This window comes from Marinimicrobium alkaliphilum, assembly GCF_003259155.1.
Lineage (GTDB): Bacteria > Pseudomonadota > Gammaproteobacteria > Pseudomonadales > Cellvibrionaceae > Marinimicrobium_A > Marinimicrobium_A alkaliphilum.
Genome location: NZ_QGMQ01000009.1, coordinates 142,596 through 159,337, shown reverse-complemented (window position 1 = coordinate 159,337; position 16,742 = coordinate 142,596). Strand labels below are relative to the sequence as shown.

Below are 16,742 nucleotides of genomic sequence, written 5' to 3'. Positions count from 1 at the left end.
ATGCAATTTGCTTTGGGGCCGGTCCTGTATTACTGGTCGGCACAGAAGATGCGAGATTTCTATACACAGGTGGCGGCATCCCCGGCGCAGGTAGTGTATCTGGGCGAGACCGTCTGTCCCAAGCGTCGGGAGTGGCGCTTGCCCGATTATCTGGCAGTGGCACACGAGTTGCGCGAAGCCGGTAAAACGGTGGTGCTGTCCACCATGACCTTGTTGGAGTCGCCGGCAGACTTGAGAGAGCTGCGTCGCCACTGCGATAACGGCGAGTTTACGGTGGAGGCCAATGACATTGGCGCCGTGGGTCTGCTGCATGAGCAGGGGTTGCCCTTTGTCGCCGGGCCGGCGATCAACTGCTATAACCCAAGAACATTGAAAAAGCTGGCGACCTTGGGCATGCAGCGCTGGGTCATGCCGGTCGAGCTGTCCCGCGATTGGTTGGCCGAGCTGTTAGATCAGCCTGAGGTGCAGGATATTCGCTCGGCGTTTGAGGTCGAAGTTTTTGCCTTTGGACATCTACCGCTGGCCTGGTCGGCGCGCTGCTTTACCGCGCGCTCGGAGAACCGACCCAAGGATCAGTGCGGACTTTGCTGCATAGATTACCCGGACGGTAAAGCTGTGCACAATCAGGAAGGGCAGCGGCTCTTTACGCTCAACGGCATTCAGACGCAGTCTGGCAGCCGTTACAACCTGATCAACGAGTTACCCAGTATGGCGGGCCTGGTGGATTGTGTTCGTTTGAGCCCCCAGGCAGAGGGCACCTTCGACTGGTTGGCGCGCTTCCATGCCAATAGCGGGGGTGAATGCCCGGTCGCATTGGAACCCAATGACAGTAATGGTTACTGGCTCAAACTGGCCGGTATCGAGCAGGTAGAAACCGCATAACCAACAACAATTGACAGGGGAAACGCTATGACATCCGAGGAAAAACCACGCACAGCCGTCGAGCAGCCGCTGCTGGATCTGCAACCGACCTCTCAGGAAATCTGGGATAGCAAGTACCGGCTTAAAGACGATAAAGGCGAGCCCGTGGATCGGGACGTGCACGCCACCTGGGCGCGGGTGGCCAAAGCGCTGTCGGATATCGAGCCCAAGCGCAAAGCGCATTGGCACAAGGAGTTTCTCTGGGCACTGGAGAACGGCGCCATTCCCGCCGGACGTATTGTCTCCAATGCCGGTGCCCAGGACTACAAGCCGGCGACGTCCACGATCAACTGCACGGTGTCGGGCACCGTCGAAGATTCCATGCTTGATATTCTGGAAAAAAATACCGAAGCGGGCCTGACACTCAAGGCCGGATGCGGCATCGGTTATGAGTTTTCCACGCTACGCCCAAAAGGCGCCTACGTGGCGGGTGCGGGTGCGACCACTTCGGGTCCGCTGTCGTTTATGGATATCTTCGACAAGATGTGTTTTACCATTTCGTCTGCTGGCGGTCGGCGCGGTGCGCAAATGGCCACCTTCGACATCCATCACCCGGATGTGGCGGAATTTATCCGCGCCAAACGCGAAGATGGTCGCCTGCGTCAGTTCAATCTGTCGCTGCTGATTACCGACGAGTTCATTCAAGCCGTCAAGGCCGACGCCACCTGGGGCCTGTCCTTTCCTTTGACCGAACGCGATCAGGCTCGTGAACAACTGGATCTGGCGGACGTCGATCAGGTTACCTGGCGCCGACTGGACCACCTGGGGCCTCACTACCTGCGTAATGCCGAAGGTGAGGTGGCTTGCAAAATCTACAAGCGTCTACCGGCCCGACAACTGTGGAACCAGATCATGCGTTCCACCTACGATTACGCCGAGCCCGGCTTTATCCTGATTGATCGGGTGAATGAATGGAACAACAACTGGTATTGCGAAACCATCCGGGCGACCAATCCCTGCGTAACGGCTGACACTTGGGTACACACCAGCGATGGTCCACGCCAGGTACACCAGCTATTGGGTTCGCCCTTTCGTGCCCGCGTCGATGGTGTGGATCATGCCAGTGGCCCTGAGGGATTTTTCCAAACGGGAGTCAAGAGCGTTAAATGTCTGTTAACAGAGGACGGACACCAGCTCCAGCTCACCGAAGATCACAGGGTGCGTAAGGTCACTGCGCGTACCCGATGGCGTCTGGAAACGGAGTGGACACCTGCCCGGGAGTTGCAACCCGGCGATGAGGTTCTGCTTAACAATCACAGGGGTAACAGCGCTTGGCCCGGCGACTACAGCTATGAGCAGGGCTACCTCTTGGGTGCATTGGTAGGCGACGGAACCCTCAAGCAGGATGCCGCAATCCTCTCGGTGTGGCCGCAAGCTCAGCAGGTGAACGGCAGGGCGGGTCTCGACTCGTCAGTAATGAATGAAATCAGTCGGTGCGTGGCGACGCTGCCCCAACGAGCGGATTTTGCGGGCTGGATGCCGGTAGCAGGGCGCGGCGAGTACCGGCTGAAGCTCGCTGCGCTCAGGCACCTTGCCCTCGACGTGGGGATGCGTCCGAGGCAAAAAGTGATTACCCCGGTTATCGAAGCCGCATCCAGCGATTGCTATCGGGGCTTCTTGCGGGGCTTCTTTGATGCTGACGGTTCTGTTCAGGGCACACAAGTCAAGGGTGTGAGTGTGCGCTTGGCTCAGTCGGACGTCGAGCGCTTGGCGACTGTTCAGCGAATGTTATTGCGTTTGGGTATCAATAGCAGGCTATACCGTGAGCGTCGTCCGGCCGGTCCTCAGCGACTGCCCGACGGCAAAGGCGGTCAGGCTGATTACGCGATTAAGGCACAGCATGAGCTGGTCATTGCCGGGGACAACCTGGCGGTGTTTGCGCGGGAAGTGGGTTTTGCCGACCGCGAGAAACAGGCTCGCCTGGAACAATCTTTGACCGAATACCGACGGGCGCTGAACAAGGAGCGTTTTGTCGCACGCGTTTGCCAGTTGATCGATGTCGGAGATTTGCCGGTCTTCGATGTGCAGGTGCCGGGAGTCAATACCTTCGATGCCAATGGCCTGCATGCCCACAACTGCGGCGAACAGCCGCTGCCGCCCTACGGCAGCTGCTTGCTGGGCTCGGTAAACCTGACAGGATTTGTGGCTCAGGCATTTACCGAACATGCCACCTTTGACTGGGAGAAGTTCCGGCGATTGGTGCGGGTCTTCACCCGGATGCTCGACAATGTGGTGGAGATCAATGGCCTGGCACTGCCCAGGCAGCGGGAGGAAATTACCCGCAAGCGTCGCCACGGTATGGGCTTTCTCGGGCTCGGTTCGGCCTTGACGATGTTGCGTATTCCCTACGGGAGTCCGGCCTCGGTAGCTTTCACAGAGCAGGTCAGCAAAGAACTGGCACTGGCGGGCTGGGAAGAGGGTGTGGCTCTGGCCAAAGAGAAAGGCGGCGCGCCTATCATGGAGGAACGGTTCGAGATTACGCCCGCGCTGATCGCGCAGCGCCCGGAACTGGGGCGAGCGTACAAGGTAGGTGACCAGGTGCCGGGCAAGGTGTTGATGGCCCGCTACGGTCGCTATATGCAGCAGTTGGCTGACGAAGCGCCGGAACTGGTGGCGGCCATCGCCGAGCACGGCAGTCGTTTTACCCACCACAGCTCTATTGCGCCCACGGGTACTATCTCGCTGTCGTTGGCGAACAATGCCAGTAATGGTATTGAGCCGAGCTTTGCCCATCACTACGCGCGCAATGTGATTCGTGCCGGGCGCAAATCCAAGGAGAAAGTGGATGTGTTCTCTTACGAGCTGTTGCGCTACCGCCAGTTGATCGACGCCAATGCCAAACCCTACCCGCAAGCGGGTGAAACCGGCCTGCCGGATTACTTTGTGGTCAGTGACCAGATCAACCCGGAGCAGCATGTGGATGTCCAGGCGGCGGCACAGAAGTGGGTGGATTCCTCGATCTCAAAAACCATCAACGTACCGACCGATATCCCTTATGAATCCTTCAAGGACATCTACCTGTATGCCTATGAAAAGGGTCTCAAGGGCTGTACCACGTTCCGCTACAACCCGGAAGCCTTCCAGGGTGTTCTGGTAAAAGAGCAGGACCTGGAGAACACCGTCTACGTATTTGAGCTTGAGGACGGCGCCAAGGTGGAACTCAAGGGCAATGAGCCGGTGGTTTACGACGGCGAGACCCATACCGCTGCGAATCTCTACGACGCCTTGAAAGAAGGCTACTACGGTAAATTTTAACAGGAGCCTGCCATGACCGTTACCATTGACAAGAAAATCACCGGCTTCAGTGTTAAGAAGCCGGTTGTGCCCGAGCCCACACCCATTGAGCATATGCACGAGAAGCTGGAGCGCCCGGAGATTCTTCAGGGATCTACCTACAAAATCAAAACGCCCCTGTCAGACCATGCGCTCTATATCACCATCAACGATGCGGTGCTCAATCCGGGCACCGACCACGAGCAGCGCCGGCCGTTTGAGATTTTTATCAACTCCAAGAACCTGGAACACTTCCAGTGGGTCGTGGCGTTGACGCGGGTGATCTCGGCGGTGTTTCGCAAGGGCGGCGACATTACTTTTCTGGTGGAAGAGTTGAAGGCGGTGTTCGATCCCCAGGGGGGGTACTTCAAATCGGGGGGGCGTTTCATGCCTTCCTTGGTGGCGGAAATTGGTGATGCCATTGAAACCCACCTCAAGTTTATCGGCCTTATCCAGGAAGAGGTACTCTCTGATGCTCAGAAGCAGGTACTGGCTGACAAGCGCAAGGAGTACGAACAAAGGCATAGTGTCTCTACCAGTGAAGGTGGATATCCGCCGGGCTCGGAACTGTGTTTAAAATGTCATACCAAAGCAGTGATTGTTTTGGATGGCTGCAAAACCTGTTTGAGCTGCGGAAATTCCAAATGTCAGTAGTGATGAGAAAAGACTTTTTTGACCCCCTGAACGTCTCTTTGATGCCCTGACGGCTGGCCTGCAAGTTATTCGCTTGCAGGCCTTTTTTTTGCGCGCAAACCGGCTTGCATAATTCCCTGGAAAAAGGTGTGGGTTATGTGTTTGTGTGTTTCCCTTCCTCGTCTGTTCCTTATTGCCAGTGCGCTCTTGTTTGCACTGGGTTTCGCTGCTCCGACATTGGCCGACCCGGGTAAGGCGGGCTATGCGCGCCATTGTCAAGCCTGTCACCAGGCATCCGGCGACGGTATCCCCGGCGTTTTTCCGCCTTTAGCCAACAATAACAACATCAATAACAACCCGCAGTATCTCGCCGAGGCAATTGTGCAGGGTGTCAGTGGTCCCCTTGAGGTCAACGGCCAGCGCTACAACGGCACCATGCCCGCCATGGGCTATATCAGCGACCAGGAAGTGGCCGCCATTGTGAATTACATCATGGAGCGCTGGGGCGAGAGCGAGCAACGCCTGGCGCAAGACGACGTGAAAACCCTTCGTTAATCCCTTATTAAGGAGTCGTTATGTCGACTTTACTGAGTTCTGTTATAAAAGCATCCGCGCTGGCGGCCGTGGTCGGGCTGGTGGGTTGTTCGCAAGCGGCGTCTACGCCCAATGGCAACGAGTTTGTGATCGACGGCATGGTCTTTGGTTTGCCCGAGGCGGAAGTGTTTCGTGAGGACTACACGGGTCCAGCGGTGGTAGGTGACACCCTGAGTGCGTTGCCGCATCTTGAACCACTGACTTACAGCGGCAACCGGACCCACGAGGTACGTATTGATACCTTTGCCCAGGAGGTGGAAGTGGCACCGGGGGTCAGCTTTAACGCCTGGACTTACGGTGGTGCGGTACCGGGGCCGACGCTGCATGTGCGCGAGGGTGACCGGGTGATCTTTACCATGAAAAACCGCTCGGACGAGGAGGTGATTGTCACCGACCCGATGAAGGGCGGCTCGCCCTTCTTCCATCAGTTGGCGGCCAACCCCTACCAGAACAATCAGCCGTCAATCAGCCCCATGCCACACTCCATGGACTTCCACAGCGGTACGGTTGCGGCTGACGACAAATGGCGCACCATCGCACCCGGCGAGACCATCCGCTTCGAATGGGTCGCCAACTACCCTGGCGTCTATATGTATCACTGCGGAACGCCCAGTGTCCTGATGCACACCGCGATGGGTCAGTACGGCGCCGTGGTGGTTTCGCCTCGAGGCGGGTTCCCCACGGATCATCTGGTGGATCGCGAATACGTGATTGTGCAGTCGGAGTTCTACCTGGAAGATACCGGCAGCGGGCACATCTATAACCACCAGGCGGCCATGGCCCGCGATCCCAGTCACGTCACCTTTAACGGTCATGTGTCGGCACTGGTGGACGAACCTCTGCGAGCGGTTGAAGGTGAGCGGGTGCGGATCTACTTCCTGAATGCCGGACCCAGTGATACTTCCAGCTTTCATGTGATCGGCGCGATTTTTGATCGGGTCTGGTACGAGGGTAACGTCGAGAATGAATGGCGGGGCATGCAGACCGTTTTGCTGGGCGCCAGTAACAGTGCAGTGATGGAGTTTATCGTACCGGAAGCCGGCGTCTACAAATTGGTGGACCACGAGTTTGCCGATGCCGAGCGCGGTGCTGCCGGTGCCTTGATTGCCGCTCCGAGGGCACGCTGATGGCTCTGCGTCCGTTATTACTGGCTGCGAGTTTATGCGTGCCCTTGGTGACGGGCGCAGCGCCGGTGGTGATTCCGGCGGGGGACTTTACCTCGCCGGTATTGCTAGAGCGGGAACGGAGAACGGTGCCAGTAGCGGCGTTCAAACTGGACTCTGCCCCGGTGAGTGAGGCGCAGTTTGCCGGCTTTGTCGCGGCGAATCCCGGCTGGCAACGGGACCGGGTTCCCGCGATTTTCCACGACGGTGGTTACCTGCGCCACTGGTCGTCGCCGTCAACGCCTGGACAGGACGAGGATCGCCCGGTAACGCGGGTGTCCTGGTTTGCGGCGCGAGCCTACTGCGACGCGCAGGGCGGGCAGCTGCCCACACTCGAACAGTGGGAATACGCACTGGCGCATTTACGCGCGCGGGCTCAGATCACCGATGATGCTTACGCCCGTCTGGTATTCGCCTGGTACAACCAGACGCCCCTGGTCGAGCGCCATCAGACGGCGATCGATACCCTCGGTATGCTCGGGCAGGTCAACGAATGGTTGGAAGATTATCAACTGTTGCTCAGCAACGGTGAACAGATCGATTTCGGCGGCGGCTCCTGCGGCGATACCGCACGCTTGCTGGCCAGCTACGACGCCGCACACTACGCGACGTTTTTACGTTATCAGTCGCGCAGCGGGTATACCCCGGTAACTACTACCAGCACTCTGGGTTTTCGCTGCGCTTATCCTTTGGAGTCAGCGTTATGATGATGAATCAATACCTCTGCGCGGCGCGCGTGTTGGGTCCCCTGGCGGTTGGTTTTGGTCTGCTCGCCGCGCCACATTTTCTCAGCGCCGAGGAACCTTGCCCGCACCACGACCACAGCGCCATGGCGGCAGCGGAGGTCAGCAGCGAAGATTCGCTCTACCAAAGTGGCATTCTCTGGCAGGATCAGTTTGACCGGACCTTGCCGGTGACGACGCTGGCCGGCCAGCCGGTGTTGGTGACCATGGTCTATACCCGCTGTGCGACGGCCTGCCCGGTGCTGGTGGAAGACATCAAACAGATTCATTCGGCATTCGCCGACCAAGGCACCGACGCGCAGGTGTTGGTGGTCAGTCTCGACCACGAGCGCGACGACGCGGCCCATCTGCACGCTTTCGCGGAGCGGCACGGGGCCAACCGTGAAGGGTGGCACTTTGTCAGCGGTTCGGCGGCGGATATCCGCACCTGGGCGGCGCTGCTCGGGGTTCGCTATCGGCGCACAACCGAGGGCAATTACGATCACAGCAATGTGATTGCGGTGTTGGATGCCAGCGGCGAATTGGTATTTCGTCAGGAGGGGTTGGCGCAGGGTCCACACAAGGCCGTTGAGGCGCTGGCGCGCTTACCCCGCTAGGGGTAGTTGACTCTCGGCTTTGATATAAGTCAACGCTCGGCTGCCAGGCTGGGCGTAGCATCCTTCTTGTCAAATTCGACGTGATGGAGATAAGGAGGGCTGCTATGAGCCGCACTCAGAAACCGTTAGTCTACGCCTGTTCCGGCTGTTCCAATGTCGCCCAGCTCGCCAATGATATGGCCGTGGTGATGGATCGCGAAGGTCATGCTCAAATGTCCTGCATTGCCGGTGTTGGTGGTGATGTCAAAGGGTTGGTCAAGATCGCCCGCTCGGGCCGCCCGATTCTGGCCATAGACGGTTGTCCGATCGCGTGTGTGAGGGAAACCCTCGCACGCCACGGGGTAAAACCGACCTGGCACATGGATCTCACCGATATGGGCATCAAAAAGCGCAACGGAGAAAGCTGTAGCGTGCGAGAGCAGCACCGAGCCCTGTCCAGGGCCTATCAATTGCTGGAAATCATCCCCACACAAGTACTGGGTGCATGATTATTGAAAACGCTTTCCGCTCAGAGTAAAGGCTTGGGCTCGAGCGCGGTGTTCGTCGTGCGCTTGCCACGCTTTGCCTTCCGGTAACAGATAATCTGTTTTTCCTGCCGTGGTGTAGTCGACCCCCACGCCGGGTGTCTTGTTCATTTGATAGTACCCCTGCTCGACGATCGCCGGATTCTTGAAAACCCCCTCGTGCACGCTGCGGCTCTCTTCGGCCACAAACTCGAGAATATCGTCGACGCCAGCGTTGTTGGCGCGCCCGAACAGGGCCTGCTTGATGGCCTGAACCTGACGCATCCCTTCACACAGACCAATACCGCCGGTGTGCGGGCAGATACGAACATCGCGCCCCTCGCGCCGGGCCTTGATCGCGAGCAACAGTATCGCGAGGTTGTCGCAAATGCCCGCGACCCGGGCATAATCCATTTGAATCACGTCAATGGCGTAGTGTTTGTCGTTGCCCTCATAGTCGGGCGCAAACAGCAGATCTTTGAACACCACCGGTGAGCTGCCTTGCTCGCCGGTGGAGATGGGGACCCGAAGCGGTGGATCGTAATCGGCAAAGGCGCGGTTGAGTGCTTGCTGAATCGCGACATGGCTGATGGCACTGTGCTGGTTGGCCGGTTCTTCAAACCAGGCAATCTGGTAACGCGGATTGGCGCGATAGAGGCGTTCGGCCAGGTGCTTGATAAACACAATCGCTGAGCGGGTATCGAACACCTGATTGCTGTCGACGGCCACCAGCATTTTGGTACTGCGGCTGTCTTCCTTGTCGATGGTTTCATACACCAGAATCAATCGTTCGGCATCTTCCTCGGCGGCTGCCAGGGCCATTTGGTCCAGCTCCTCCCGATCCAGACGCTGGTCACTCGCCTGGGCGTTAATGCGTCGTTCAGACCAACTGGAGCCGACCTTCACTTTGATCTGCGGCCAGCCGGCGTGAATCATTTTTTCCGTTTCCTTGACCAGTGCATCGGTGCTGATGCCACTCCAGCCTGCGGTGTTGTAGGCCAGCAGGCCCCGCTCGTACACGTCGGCAATGCGCGCGTCCTTTCCCTCCTGGGCTTCCTCAAGCAGCGTGTAGGCTTCGGCGGGGCTGAGCACATCGGCGATGGGTTCGAAATCGATAAACTGGATCAGGTCCGCAGGTGCCATGCGCGCGATCAGTTCCCAGGCGGGCAGCCCCTGGCATTTGGCGGCGAGATCCCACAAGGCGTTGATCACCGCGCCAATCGCCATGCGCGAGATGCCCACGCCCCCGAGCCAGGCATAGTCGGAATCCTGCAGCATTGCCCGACCCAAACGCCCCAGGTTGCCGTTCTCGTGCAGGTGGTCGACGTCAACCGGTGCGTCTTTATCCAACAGAAAGCGTGTGGCGACACTGCGGGTCACACCACAGGTTTCCATCAGACCGTGACCATTGGTGAAAATAACGCCGGTGCCTACCAGTCCGGGTTTATCGGTGATGATTTCCAGTACCACATTGGCGTAGGTGGGGCCGCCCTGGGCGATATTGCGCGCGTCGCCGCCAAAGCCGGTAGGCGGGGCGGCAATGGCTTGCACATCAATGTCGACGATGGTGACCATAATGCCTCCTGTCATTGTGTACGGGGTTACCTAGAGTCTAGCAGGTGGACTTGGCGTCTACAGAACTTAACATAACTTAAAACTGCGGCGTGCCCGGGCCGGGGAGAAGGTGACATCGCGGCGCGCATCTGTTTACATAAGTTTTTCAACCAAAAATAACACAGAGGTTTCTGATGAGAGAGCATCCGACATACCCTTCGTTACGCCGGCGGATTCGCACCATGCTGGCGCCGGCGTTGCTGGCAGCGACATTGATACCCGCTGCCGGTGTCGCCGACGATATTTTCGCGCTGGAAGTTGAGGCCACCGAGGCGTCGAGCTGGTCGACGAGCTTGAGCCAGCGGGCATTGCCCCTGGCGGTGCAGATCCTGGTGGACGCGACTCAGCCGGTATCGGCCCGGCACGCGGCGGCTCGGCTGCTGGACCACGCCGGCTCGGAAGCCCTGAGCCAGGTGCCCGCGCTGATGGATAACCTGACCAATATGGCCCCCGATGATCGCTGGCGCATTGGTCCGGTATTTGTGCGGGCACTGGAACAGGAGCGGCTCTCCCCAGGCGCCTTGCAGGAACTCGCGCGCGAGCACAGTGACCCGGGCATCCGCCTTTTTGCTGTGCGTGTATTGTCCGCCGGCGCTGAAACTCAGTCTCCGGCCCGGTTTGCGGCACTCATGAACGATATTGTCAGTGCCGACCCCGATGCCCAGGTGCGTCGTGCGGCTTTGCGGGCGCTGGAACTGCACAGCTACGAGTCCCCCGAAGCGATTGCGACTTTCAAACGGTTACTCGATACCTCGGCTACGGATCAGCGCTTGATCGCTGCGCGAGGACTGGAGCGCGCGGGCCCGGCTGCGGCGGATGCGGTCACCCACCTTCTGGCGAGCCTGTCGGCGGAGGATGCGCACCCGGCGGTGCGCGAGCAGCTCTGGCGGGCGCTGGTCAGTGCCGGTGCTGACGATCCCCGGGTCATCGGCCCGGACGTGCCCAGGGCGCGCGGCGCCGACGCGGATGATCGTCGTCCGGGGATGAGACAGCGCTTAAGCGACACTTTTCAGCGCCGGGCTGAGCAGACCGAGCACCAGGCGGACACGGATAACGCCGGCGCCGCTTACTACTCGGGCAGTGGCTGGCGCAGTGATCGCCCCGCCTTGCCAGCCTTTCCCGATGCCCAGGGGTTCGGTATGTGGACCCCCGGTGGCCGCGGCGGCGAGGTGCTGCGGGTGACCCACTTGGGTGACAGCGGACCCGGCAGTTTGCGTGCGGCGGTGGAAGCCGAGGGGCCGCGAATCGTGATTTTTGATGTCGCCGGTGTGATCAATTTGCAGGATTCGCTCACCATTACCAATCCTTACATTACCATTGCGGGCCAGACGGCACCGGGGGAGGGGATTACCATTGCCGGACATCACACGCACCTGGGCACCCATGATGCGATTGTGCGTCACCTGCGCTTCCGGCCCGGGGGCAGCGCACCCTCGGGTGCCAAGGCGATCAACGTGCGCGAGAGTGATAACGTGATTGTGGATCAGGTGTCCACCAGTTGGGCCAAGGAGGAGACCCTGTCAGTGGTGGAGAGTGGCCGGATTACGGTTCAGCGCAGCTTTATCACCCACGGGTTGGTCAATGCCGGTCACCCCAAAGGCGAGCGGGGTTATGGCTCACTGGTTCGCGGCGCTGGGCCGGGCCGTCGTGATTATGCCCAGGGCGCTTATTACAGCTTTATCAACAACCTCTGGGCGCACCAGCGCTCGCGCGCACCGCGTCCGGGTAACTACGTCAACCACCGGGATGATCCGGTCGGACCTCTGTTCGATTTTCGCAATAACGTGTATTACAACTGGGGTGGTCTGAACTCGGGCGACAACTTCGACCGCGAGTCCATCTCCCGCTACAACTTTGTCGGGAATTACTTCAAGCCCGGCCCCAACAGTGACGGGAGCTACGGCTTTAACGAAGCCTCGCCCCACGCCCGGGCCTTCTGGAGCGACAATGCGCTGGATGGCGAAATCCCGGAGGATCAGTGGCGTCTGGTGCGCGGCGAAACCGGTGGCGACTACCGGCAGCTTGAACCCTTCAAGACCGGTCTGGTGCATACAGACTCGGCCCTCGCCGCCTTCGAGCGGGTGCTGGACGAGTCGGGCGCCTGGCCCCGGGATCGCTACGATGACGGTGTTGTCGAGGATGTGCGCACGCGCGGCGGACAGTTGATCGACGACCCGAGCGACGTGGGGGGCTATCCCAGCGTGCGCCCGGCATTGACCGTGGTCGATACCAGCGGCAATGGCATGCCCGACTGGTGGCAGGTGAAATTCGGGTTGGCGCCCGCCTATCCGTTGCCGACCAACGGCGATCTTAACGGCAGCGGCTACACCAATATCGAAGAGTATCTGAACGGCACCGATATGGAGGCTTACATCGACCCCGTTGGCGCTCACCGGTAACGATCAGTCCGCGCAGACCACGCAATTCCGGCCCTGGCCCTTCGCGGCGTAAAGGGCCTGGTCGGCGCGGTTAAACGCCGCTTTGAAGTCTTCACCTTGCTGCAGGGGCGCGATGCCGATGCTGATCGTGACCGAGCGCCCGTCGAGCTCTGGGTGTTGAATGGCCATCACTGCCTGGCGCAGGCGTTCTGCGAGGCGATAGGCGGCCTCGGTGTTGGCACCCGGCAATACCAGGAGAAACTCCTCACCGCCCCAACGGGTAGCACGGTCACTCTGGCGGGAATGGGCATTGATCACCTGCGCCACCCGGCTGAGCACCTGATCACCCACTTCGTGCCCGTAGGTATCGTTCACCGGTTTAAAGTAGTCAATATCCACCAGTACCAGGCTCATGGGCCAGACCAGGTCGGTGCTCTGCTCAAAAAAATTCGTCAGCCCCTGTCGGTTGAGTAAACCGGTCAGTGGATCCGTCATTGACAGGGACTGGAATCGAGCCTTCTCCCCCTGTAGCTCTGAGGCGTAGCGGCGCAGTATATAGATGCGCCCAAGCCCGGCAGCTGCCAACAACGTCGCCCAGGCGATCACGATCCCCAGATACCAATTTTCCGCCGACACCCAGGGGCCAATCAGGGTAACGCTATTGAGGCGGATCTGATGGTGGCCCAACGTGGAGGGGTGAGCGATATCGACACCGAACAGCATGACGTTCTCGCGGCTGGGGGTGGACAGGTGACGCGGCACATTGTTGTTATTGACCCACCAGTCAGCTACCAGAAACTCGTCCATATGGAGAGTCAGCGGCGTCTGGGTTTCAGATGAGGGCGCATAGGCACCCAGGTATTTTGTTGTCGCCGTGGTGATGGGGTCGTCCGGATCAGAGAAGCCCGGGACGTACTCGCTGAGGTAGAGCCTGAGCTTTTCGTTGCCGCCTTGATAATCGATGTCGACGACCATCCGCTGGTAGTTGCTGAGATCCACTGACCGGCGTTCGGGGGTGTCAAAATGGACATGAAAGCCGCAAAAAGGGGGGAAGCCCCGGTCGTTGGGCTCAAGCTCGCAGGAAAAGTGGATCTGCCCCTCATCAATCCACTGGGCGGAGCTGTTGCCGCCGTGAATTTCGTCGGCATAGATATGGGCAACGATGTCGGTGTCCGGTAGCCACTCCCAGTGCTTTTCCGGCAGAAGCTGATACGCGCCGGCAATCAGCAGAGTCACCAGCGCCAGGCTGAAGAGTATCCGGCTGATCCAGGGGGATTGGGGCATGCCTGGTCCTCTATCGGGGAGATTGGCGCAATATTCAACATTATGATAGCGGAAACCACTTTCGTTATCAAACGCTGGCATTGAACAAAAAGTGTGCTATATTATTTGTATAATAATAACATAATAGTATCAATAACCAATAATATAGGTCTCTATCATGATAGTAGCAACTAAAACCCCTCTGCGCCCGCTGCGTCGGGTGCTGGCTCTTGCCACGCTTGTTTTTGGTAGTCTGTGTGTTAACACGGCTTTAGCGCTGGATCTCACCGGTATTACCAACTCCCACGACCCCTCGACCCTGGTGCGTGACGGCAATACCTACTTTCACTTCACCACGGGCGACGGCATCTGGTACTCCACTTCGTCCGACCTGGTTCAGTGGGGCAACCCCGGCACGGTATTCCCCGTCGGAACCTGGCCCAGTTGGATCAATGACGCGGTGCCCGGCTTTGAAGGACACTTTTGGGCGCCGGATGCCATTCAGATGGGCGATTATTATTATGTCTATTACTCGGTCTCCACCTTTGGCAGCTCCCGTTCGGCAATCGGGGTAGTGCGCACGCCGTCGCTGGAAAATCCGAGCTGGCAGGACATGGGCATGGTGGTGCAATCCCATGGCGGTTCCAATGAAATCAACGCCATTGATCCCGCGGTGTTTCGCGATCACGATGGCCGTGTGTATTTCTCTTACGGCTCCTGGTTTGGCGGCCTTGGGGTAGCGGAAGTCAACCAGAGTAACGGCATGCTCGCCGAACCGGTGACACACATCTATGGCGGTGGTCACGACTCGATCGAAGCACCCTATATCACCCGCAACGGCGACTACTATTACCTGTTTTTTACGCGCGGCCGCTGCTGTCTGGGCGTTGATAGCGAGTACGAGATCCAGGTGGCGCGCTCGACCAGCGTCTATGGTCCCTATACCGGTGAACGCAATCTGTTCCCCAATGAGGTGGGCAACCGCAAGGGACCGGGACATGTGGGTATCCTGAAACAGGATGGCTGTAACTATGTGTCTACGCACTACTACGATTTGAATGACAATGGCAATTCCAAGCTTGATATTCAGATGATGAATTTCGTCAACGGTTGGCCGACGATTACCGACAACTTCACCAGTATTCAAAGTTGCGGTGGTGTGACTGAAGGCCTATACAGTTTTACCGCGCAGCACAGTGGCAAGAGTATGGAAGTGGAGTATGCGTCGACAGCCAACGGTGCCAACGTTGTGCAGTTTGACTTTATGGGTGGCTTGAATCAGAAATGGTATGTGATCGATCAGGGCACCGGTGAGTACAGCATCATCAATGCGCTGAGCCTGAAAGGCCTGGATGTCTGGAATGTCAGCACCGATGCCGGCGCCAACATCGCACAGTGGGATTATTGGGGCGGTACAGGGCAACGCTGGCAGTTCAATGCCGTGACCGGTGGCTACGTGGAAATTCAGTCAGTGCTCAGCGGGCATGTGCTGGATGTACAGGGTCAGAGTTCGGCAAATCACGCCAACATCCTGCAGTGGCCGAGTACTGGCGCCAGCAACCAGCGGTGGCAGATGCAACGCGAGTATTGATCTCGATTTTTCAAAAACAGAGGAGCCGGGCCGCCAGTGCGGCCCGGTTTTGCGTTTACTTGATCAGACGAATTGCAAAGGGTACGCGAAAGCCGTTACCTTTTGAGGTCGAAACAGCCCCCATGATGCAGAAAACCAGATGGCAGATGCCAATCACCGGAATCAGAAAAACGCCAATCACAATCACGGTCAATATGAGAGCGACGATATAGGCAAAGATGGCGGTGATCGACCAGTTTAGCGCCTCCTTTGACTGGTCCCGAATGTAGGCACTGTCGGTTTTGACGAAGTAGATGATCAGGCCGGGAATAAAGCCAAAGAACAGGGTCAGAATCCAGGTGATCAGGCCCATGTTCTTTTCATCCTGGTCTGTCGTTGAAATCGGCGTTCTGGCGCCCGTCGCCTCTTCGATAATATCGTTTGTCATGGTGTAGCCTCCTGTCAATCATCGTTGTTGTTCGAATACCTTCCTACCGATGGGTACCCGATCGAGTATAGTTCCGTTTTTTCACGATTGACAGCGAACGCCGCTGAGCATCTTCACGACCAGGGCCGGCGCGCGGTGAGCACAACCGCTGCGATGCGATCCACATCGGCATAGCCGGGCTCGGCCAGTTCTTCGCCGAACACGTCCGGATCGAGCTCCTGATAGTGCCACTGTAGGCCAGAGTCGGCGAAATTCGGAGTGACTGCCGTGAGGAACCGATCCGTACCGTTGACCACGGCAGCGCCGGTATAAAGCAGCAGCGAGCCGCCGGGGGCGAGCCTTGTTTTGGCCAGCTTCGCAATTGCCAGAGAAAGTCCTTCGCCAAAGCTGCCGCCACCGTGCCGGTAGCTGCGCTCATGGGCATCGAGCAGATAAGGGGGATTGGCGACGATCAGATCAAGGTCTCCGTCAACGCCATTGAGCAAATCCGAGTGCTGAGCGACGACGCGTTCGGTACCGGCGAGGTGGGCGTTGACGGCGGTGTAGTGCAGGGCGATGTCATTGATGTCTAGCGCAAACACGTCGGCGTGTGGCCGTTCAAGTGCTACGACCACGGCGCCGGGGCCAGCGCCGCAGCCGATGTCGACGGCACGCCGAACGGATACATCACTGGAAAGATAGCGAGCAATCGTGTTTGCGAAACGGTAGCTGTCCGGTCCGAAGAAAATCGCGTCGGTGGCTGTCGTCGGATAAGCCGAGTGGATGAAAAGTTGCCCGTGTAGCGTTGACGCGCGCACGCGCGAAACCCAGCCTTCACCGTGGGGGTTGAGCAGATCCGCGGCGCTCATCGCCTCGAACAGTTGAGGTGCTATCACCCCGGCCTTGAAGGGTCGGCTCCAACCGAAGACATCTGTGCTGTTACGCGCCCAGGCATTCTTCAGCCGTGAATTGACGCGCGCATGGGTGGCCGGTGTTACTGTGGTAAATGCATAGCCGGTAGCTTTGAGCGCGAGTGCCAGACGCAGGAGGCGGTCATCGTTCAT

At 58.6% G+C, this 16,742-nt stretch carries 14 protein-coding genes; 10 read left to right on the top strand and 4 right to left on the bottom strand.

Translation table 11 applies throughout. The features are described 5' to 3' along the window. The 8 genes from DKW72_RS14575 to DKW72_RS14540 all read left to right on the top strand — a co-directional run bounded on the left by DKW72_RS14575 (window position 1) and on the right by DKW72_RS14540 (window position 8,411). Entirely contained in the window at window positions 1-882 is an 882-nt protein-coding gene (locus DKW72_RS14575; RefSeq protein ID WP_111643115.1) for a U32 family peptidase, read from the top strand. 27 nt (window positions 883-909) lie between these two features. Next, window positions 910-4,176: an LAGLIDADG family homing endonuclease gene (locus DKW72_RS14570; protein ID WP_111643114.1), complete on the top strand. Its 3,267-nt coding sequence runs from the start codon at window positions 910-912 to the stop codon at window positions 4,174-4,176. Between the two features lie 12 nt (window positions 4,177-4,188). Next, window positions 4,189-4,848 carry a TSCPD domain-containing protein gene (locus DKW72_RS14565; RefSeq protein ID WP_111643113.1) on the top strand — a complete coding sequence of 220 codons (660 nt, stop codon included), beginning with the start codon at window positions 4,189-4,191 and terminating at the stop codon, window positions 4,846-4,848. A 135-nt stretch (window positions 4,849-4,983) separates the two neighbouring features. Further along, a complete protein-coding gene (locus tag DKW72_RS14560) occupies window positions 4,984-5,382 on the top strand; it encodes a c-type cytochrome (protein ID WP_111643112.1) in 399 nt (132 codons plus the stop codon). 20 nt (window positions 5,383-5,402) lie between these two features. Beyond that, on the top strand, window positions 5,403-6,548 hold the full coding sequence (locus tag DKW72_RS14555; RefSeq protein WP_111643111.1) for a multicopper oxidase domain-containing protein: 1,146 nt from the start codon (window positions 5,403-5,405) through the stop codon (window positions 6,546-6,548). Between the two features lie 38 nt (window positions 6,549-6,586). Further along, window positions 6,587-7,291 carry a formylglycine-generating enzyme family protein gene (locus tag DKW72_RS14550; RefSeq protein WP_198411377.1) on the top strand — a complete coding sequence of 235 codons (705 nt, stop codon included), beginning with the start codon at window positions 6,587-6,589 and terminating at the stop codon, window positions 7,289-7,291. Further along, window positions 7,288-7,923 carry an SCO family protein gene (locus tag DKW72_RS14545; RefSeq protein ID WP_111643109.1) on the top strand — a complete coding sequence of 212 codons (636 nt, stop codon included), beginning with the start codon at window positions 7,288-7,290 and terminating at the stop codon, window positions 7,921-7,923. The genes DKW72_RS14550 and DKW72_RS14545 overlap by 4 nt, the downstream gene beginning before the upstream one ends. Window positions 7,924-8,027: 104 nt before the next feature. Then, a complete protein-coding gene (locus DKW72_RS14540) occupies window positions 8,028-8,411 on the top strand; it encodes a putative zinc-binding protein (RefSeq protein ID WP_111643108.1) in 384 nt (127 codons plus the stop codon). On the opposite strand, the gene DKW72_RS14535 is transcribed toward DKW72_RS14540, so the two are convergent. Continuing rightward, a complete protein-coding gene (locus tag DKW72_RS14535; RefSeq protein WP_198411376.1) occupies window positions 8,412-10,001 on the bottom strand; it encodes an enolase C-terminal domain-like protein in 1,590 nt (529 codons plus the stop codon). 173 nt (window positions 10,002-10,174) lie between these two features. Here DKW72_RS14535 and DKW72_RS14530 point away from each other — a divergent pair, with 173 nt between their 5' ends. Beyond that, complete coding sequence (locus DKW72_RS14530; protein ID WP_111643106.1) at window positions 10,175-12,439, top strand: HEAT repeat domain-containing protein; 2,265 nt, start codon at window positions 10,175-10,177, stop codon at window positions 12,437-12,439. 3 nt (window positions 12,440-12,442) lie between these two features. Here DKW72_RS14530 and DKW72_RS14525 read toward each other — a convergent pair whose 3' ends face one another. Then, a complete protein-coding gene (locus tag DKW72_RS14525; RefSeq protein ID WP_157960508.1) occupies window positions 12,443-13,702 on the bottom strand; it encodes a GGDEF domain-containing protein in 1,260 nt (419 codons plus the stop codon). Between the two features lie 157 nt (window positions 13,703-13,859). Here DKW72_RS14525 and DKW72_RS14520 point away from each other — a divergent pair, with 157 nt between their 5' ends. Then, the gene (locus tag DKW72_RS14520) at window positions 13,860-15,272 is read left to right on the top strand and encodes a family 43 glycosylhydrolase (protein ID WP_111643104.1); all 1,413 of its coding nucleotides are present in this window, start codon (window positions 13,860-13,862) and stop codon (window positions 15,270-15,272) included. Between the two features lie 55 nt (window positions 15,273-15,327). On the opposite strand, the gene DKW72_RS14515 is transcribed toward DKW72_RS14520, so the two are convergent. Further along, complete coding sequence (locus DKW72_RS14515; protein ID WP_111643103.1) at window positions 15,328-15,699, bottom strand: DUF4870 domain-containing protein; 372 nt, start codon at window positions 15,697-15,699, stop codon at window positions 15,328-15,330. Between the two features lie 113 nt (window positions 15,700-15,812). Continuing rightward, on the bottom strand, window positions 15,813-16,742 hold the full coding sequence (locus DKW72_RS14510) for a methyltransferase (RefSeq protein ID WP_111643102.1): 930 nt from the start codon (window positions 16,740-16,742) through the stop codon (window positions 15,813-15,815).

What these genes read in the sequence shown, in the direction of transcription:
- DKW72_RS14535 (WP_198411376.1), bottom strand. Translation starts at nt 10,001, where the DNA reads ATGGTCACCATCGTCGACATTGATGTGCAAGCCATTGCCGCCCCGCCT.
- DKW72_RS14520 (WP_111643104.1), top strand. Translation starts at nt 13,860, where the DNA reads ATGATAGTAGCAACTAAAACCCCTCTGCGCCCGCTGCGTCGGGTGCTG.
- DKW72_RS14540 (WP_111643108.1), top strand. Translation starts at nt 8,028, where the DNA reads ATGAGCCGCACTCAGAAACCGTTAGTCTACGCCTGTTCCGGCTGTTCC.
- DKW72_RS14515 (WP_111643103.1), bottom strand. Translation starts at nt 15,699, where the DNA reads ATGACAAACGATATTATCGAAGAGGCGACGGGCGCCAGAACGCCGATT.
- DKW72_RS14525 (WP_157960508.1), bottom strand. Translation starts at nt 13,702, where the DNA reads ATGCCCCAATCCCCCTGGATCAGCCGGATACTCTTCAGCCTGGCGCTG.
- DKW72_RS14565 (WP_111643113.1), top strand. Translation starts at nt 4,189, where the DNA reads ATGACCGTTACCATTGACAAGAAAATCACCGGCTTCAGTGTTAAGAAG.
- DKW72_RS14545 (WP_111643109.1), top strand. Translation starts at nt 7,288, where the DNA reads ATGATGATGAATCAATACCTCTGCGCGGCGCGCGTGTTGGGTCCCCTG.
- DKW72_RS14555 (WP_111643111.1), top strand. Translation starts at nt 5,403, where the DNA reads ATGTCGACTTTACTGAGTTCTGTTATAAAAGCATCCGCGCTGGCGGCC.
- DKW72_RS14510 (WP_111643102.1), bottom strand. Translation starts at nt 16,742, where the DNA reads ATGAACGATGACCGCCTCCTGCGTCTGGCACTCGCGCTCAAAGCTACC.
- DKW72_RS14575 (WP_111643115.1), top strand. Translation starts at nt 1, where the DNA reads ATGCAATTTGCTTTGGGGCCGGTCCTGTATTACTGGTCGGCACAGAAG.
- DKW72_RS14560 (WP_111643112.1), top strand. Translation starts at nt 4,984, where the DNA reads ATGTGTTTGTGTGTTTCCCTTCCTCGTCTGTTCCTTATTGCCAGTGCG.
- DKW72_RS14530 (WP_111643106.1), top strand. Translation starts at nt 10,175, where the DNA reads ATGAGAGAGCATCCGACATACCCTTCGTTACGCCGGCGGATTCGCACC.
- DKW72_RS14570 (WP_111643114.1), top strand. Translation starts at nt 910, where the DNA reads ATGACATCCGAGGAAAAACCACGCACAGCCGTCGAGCAGCCGCTGCTG.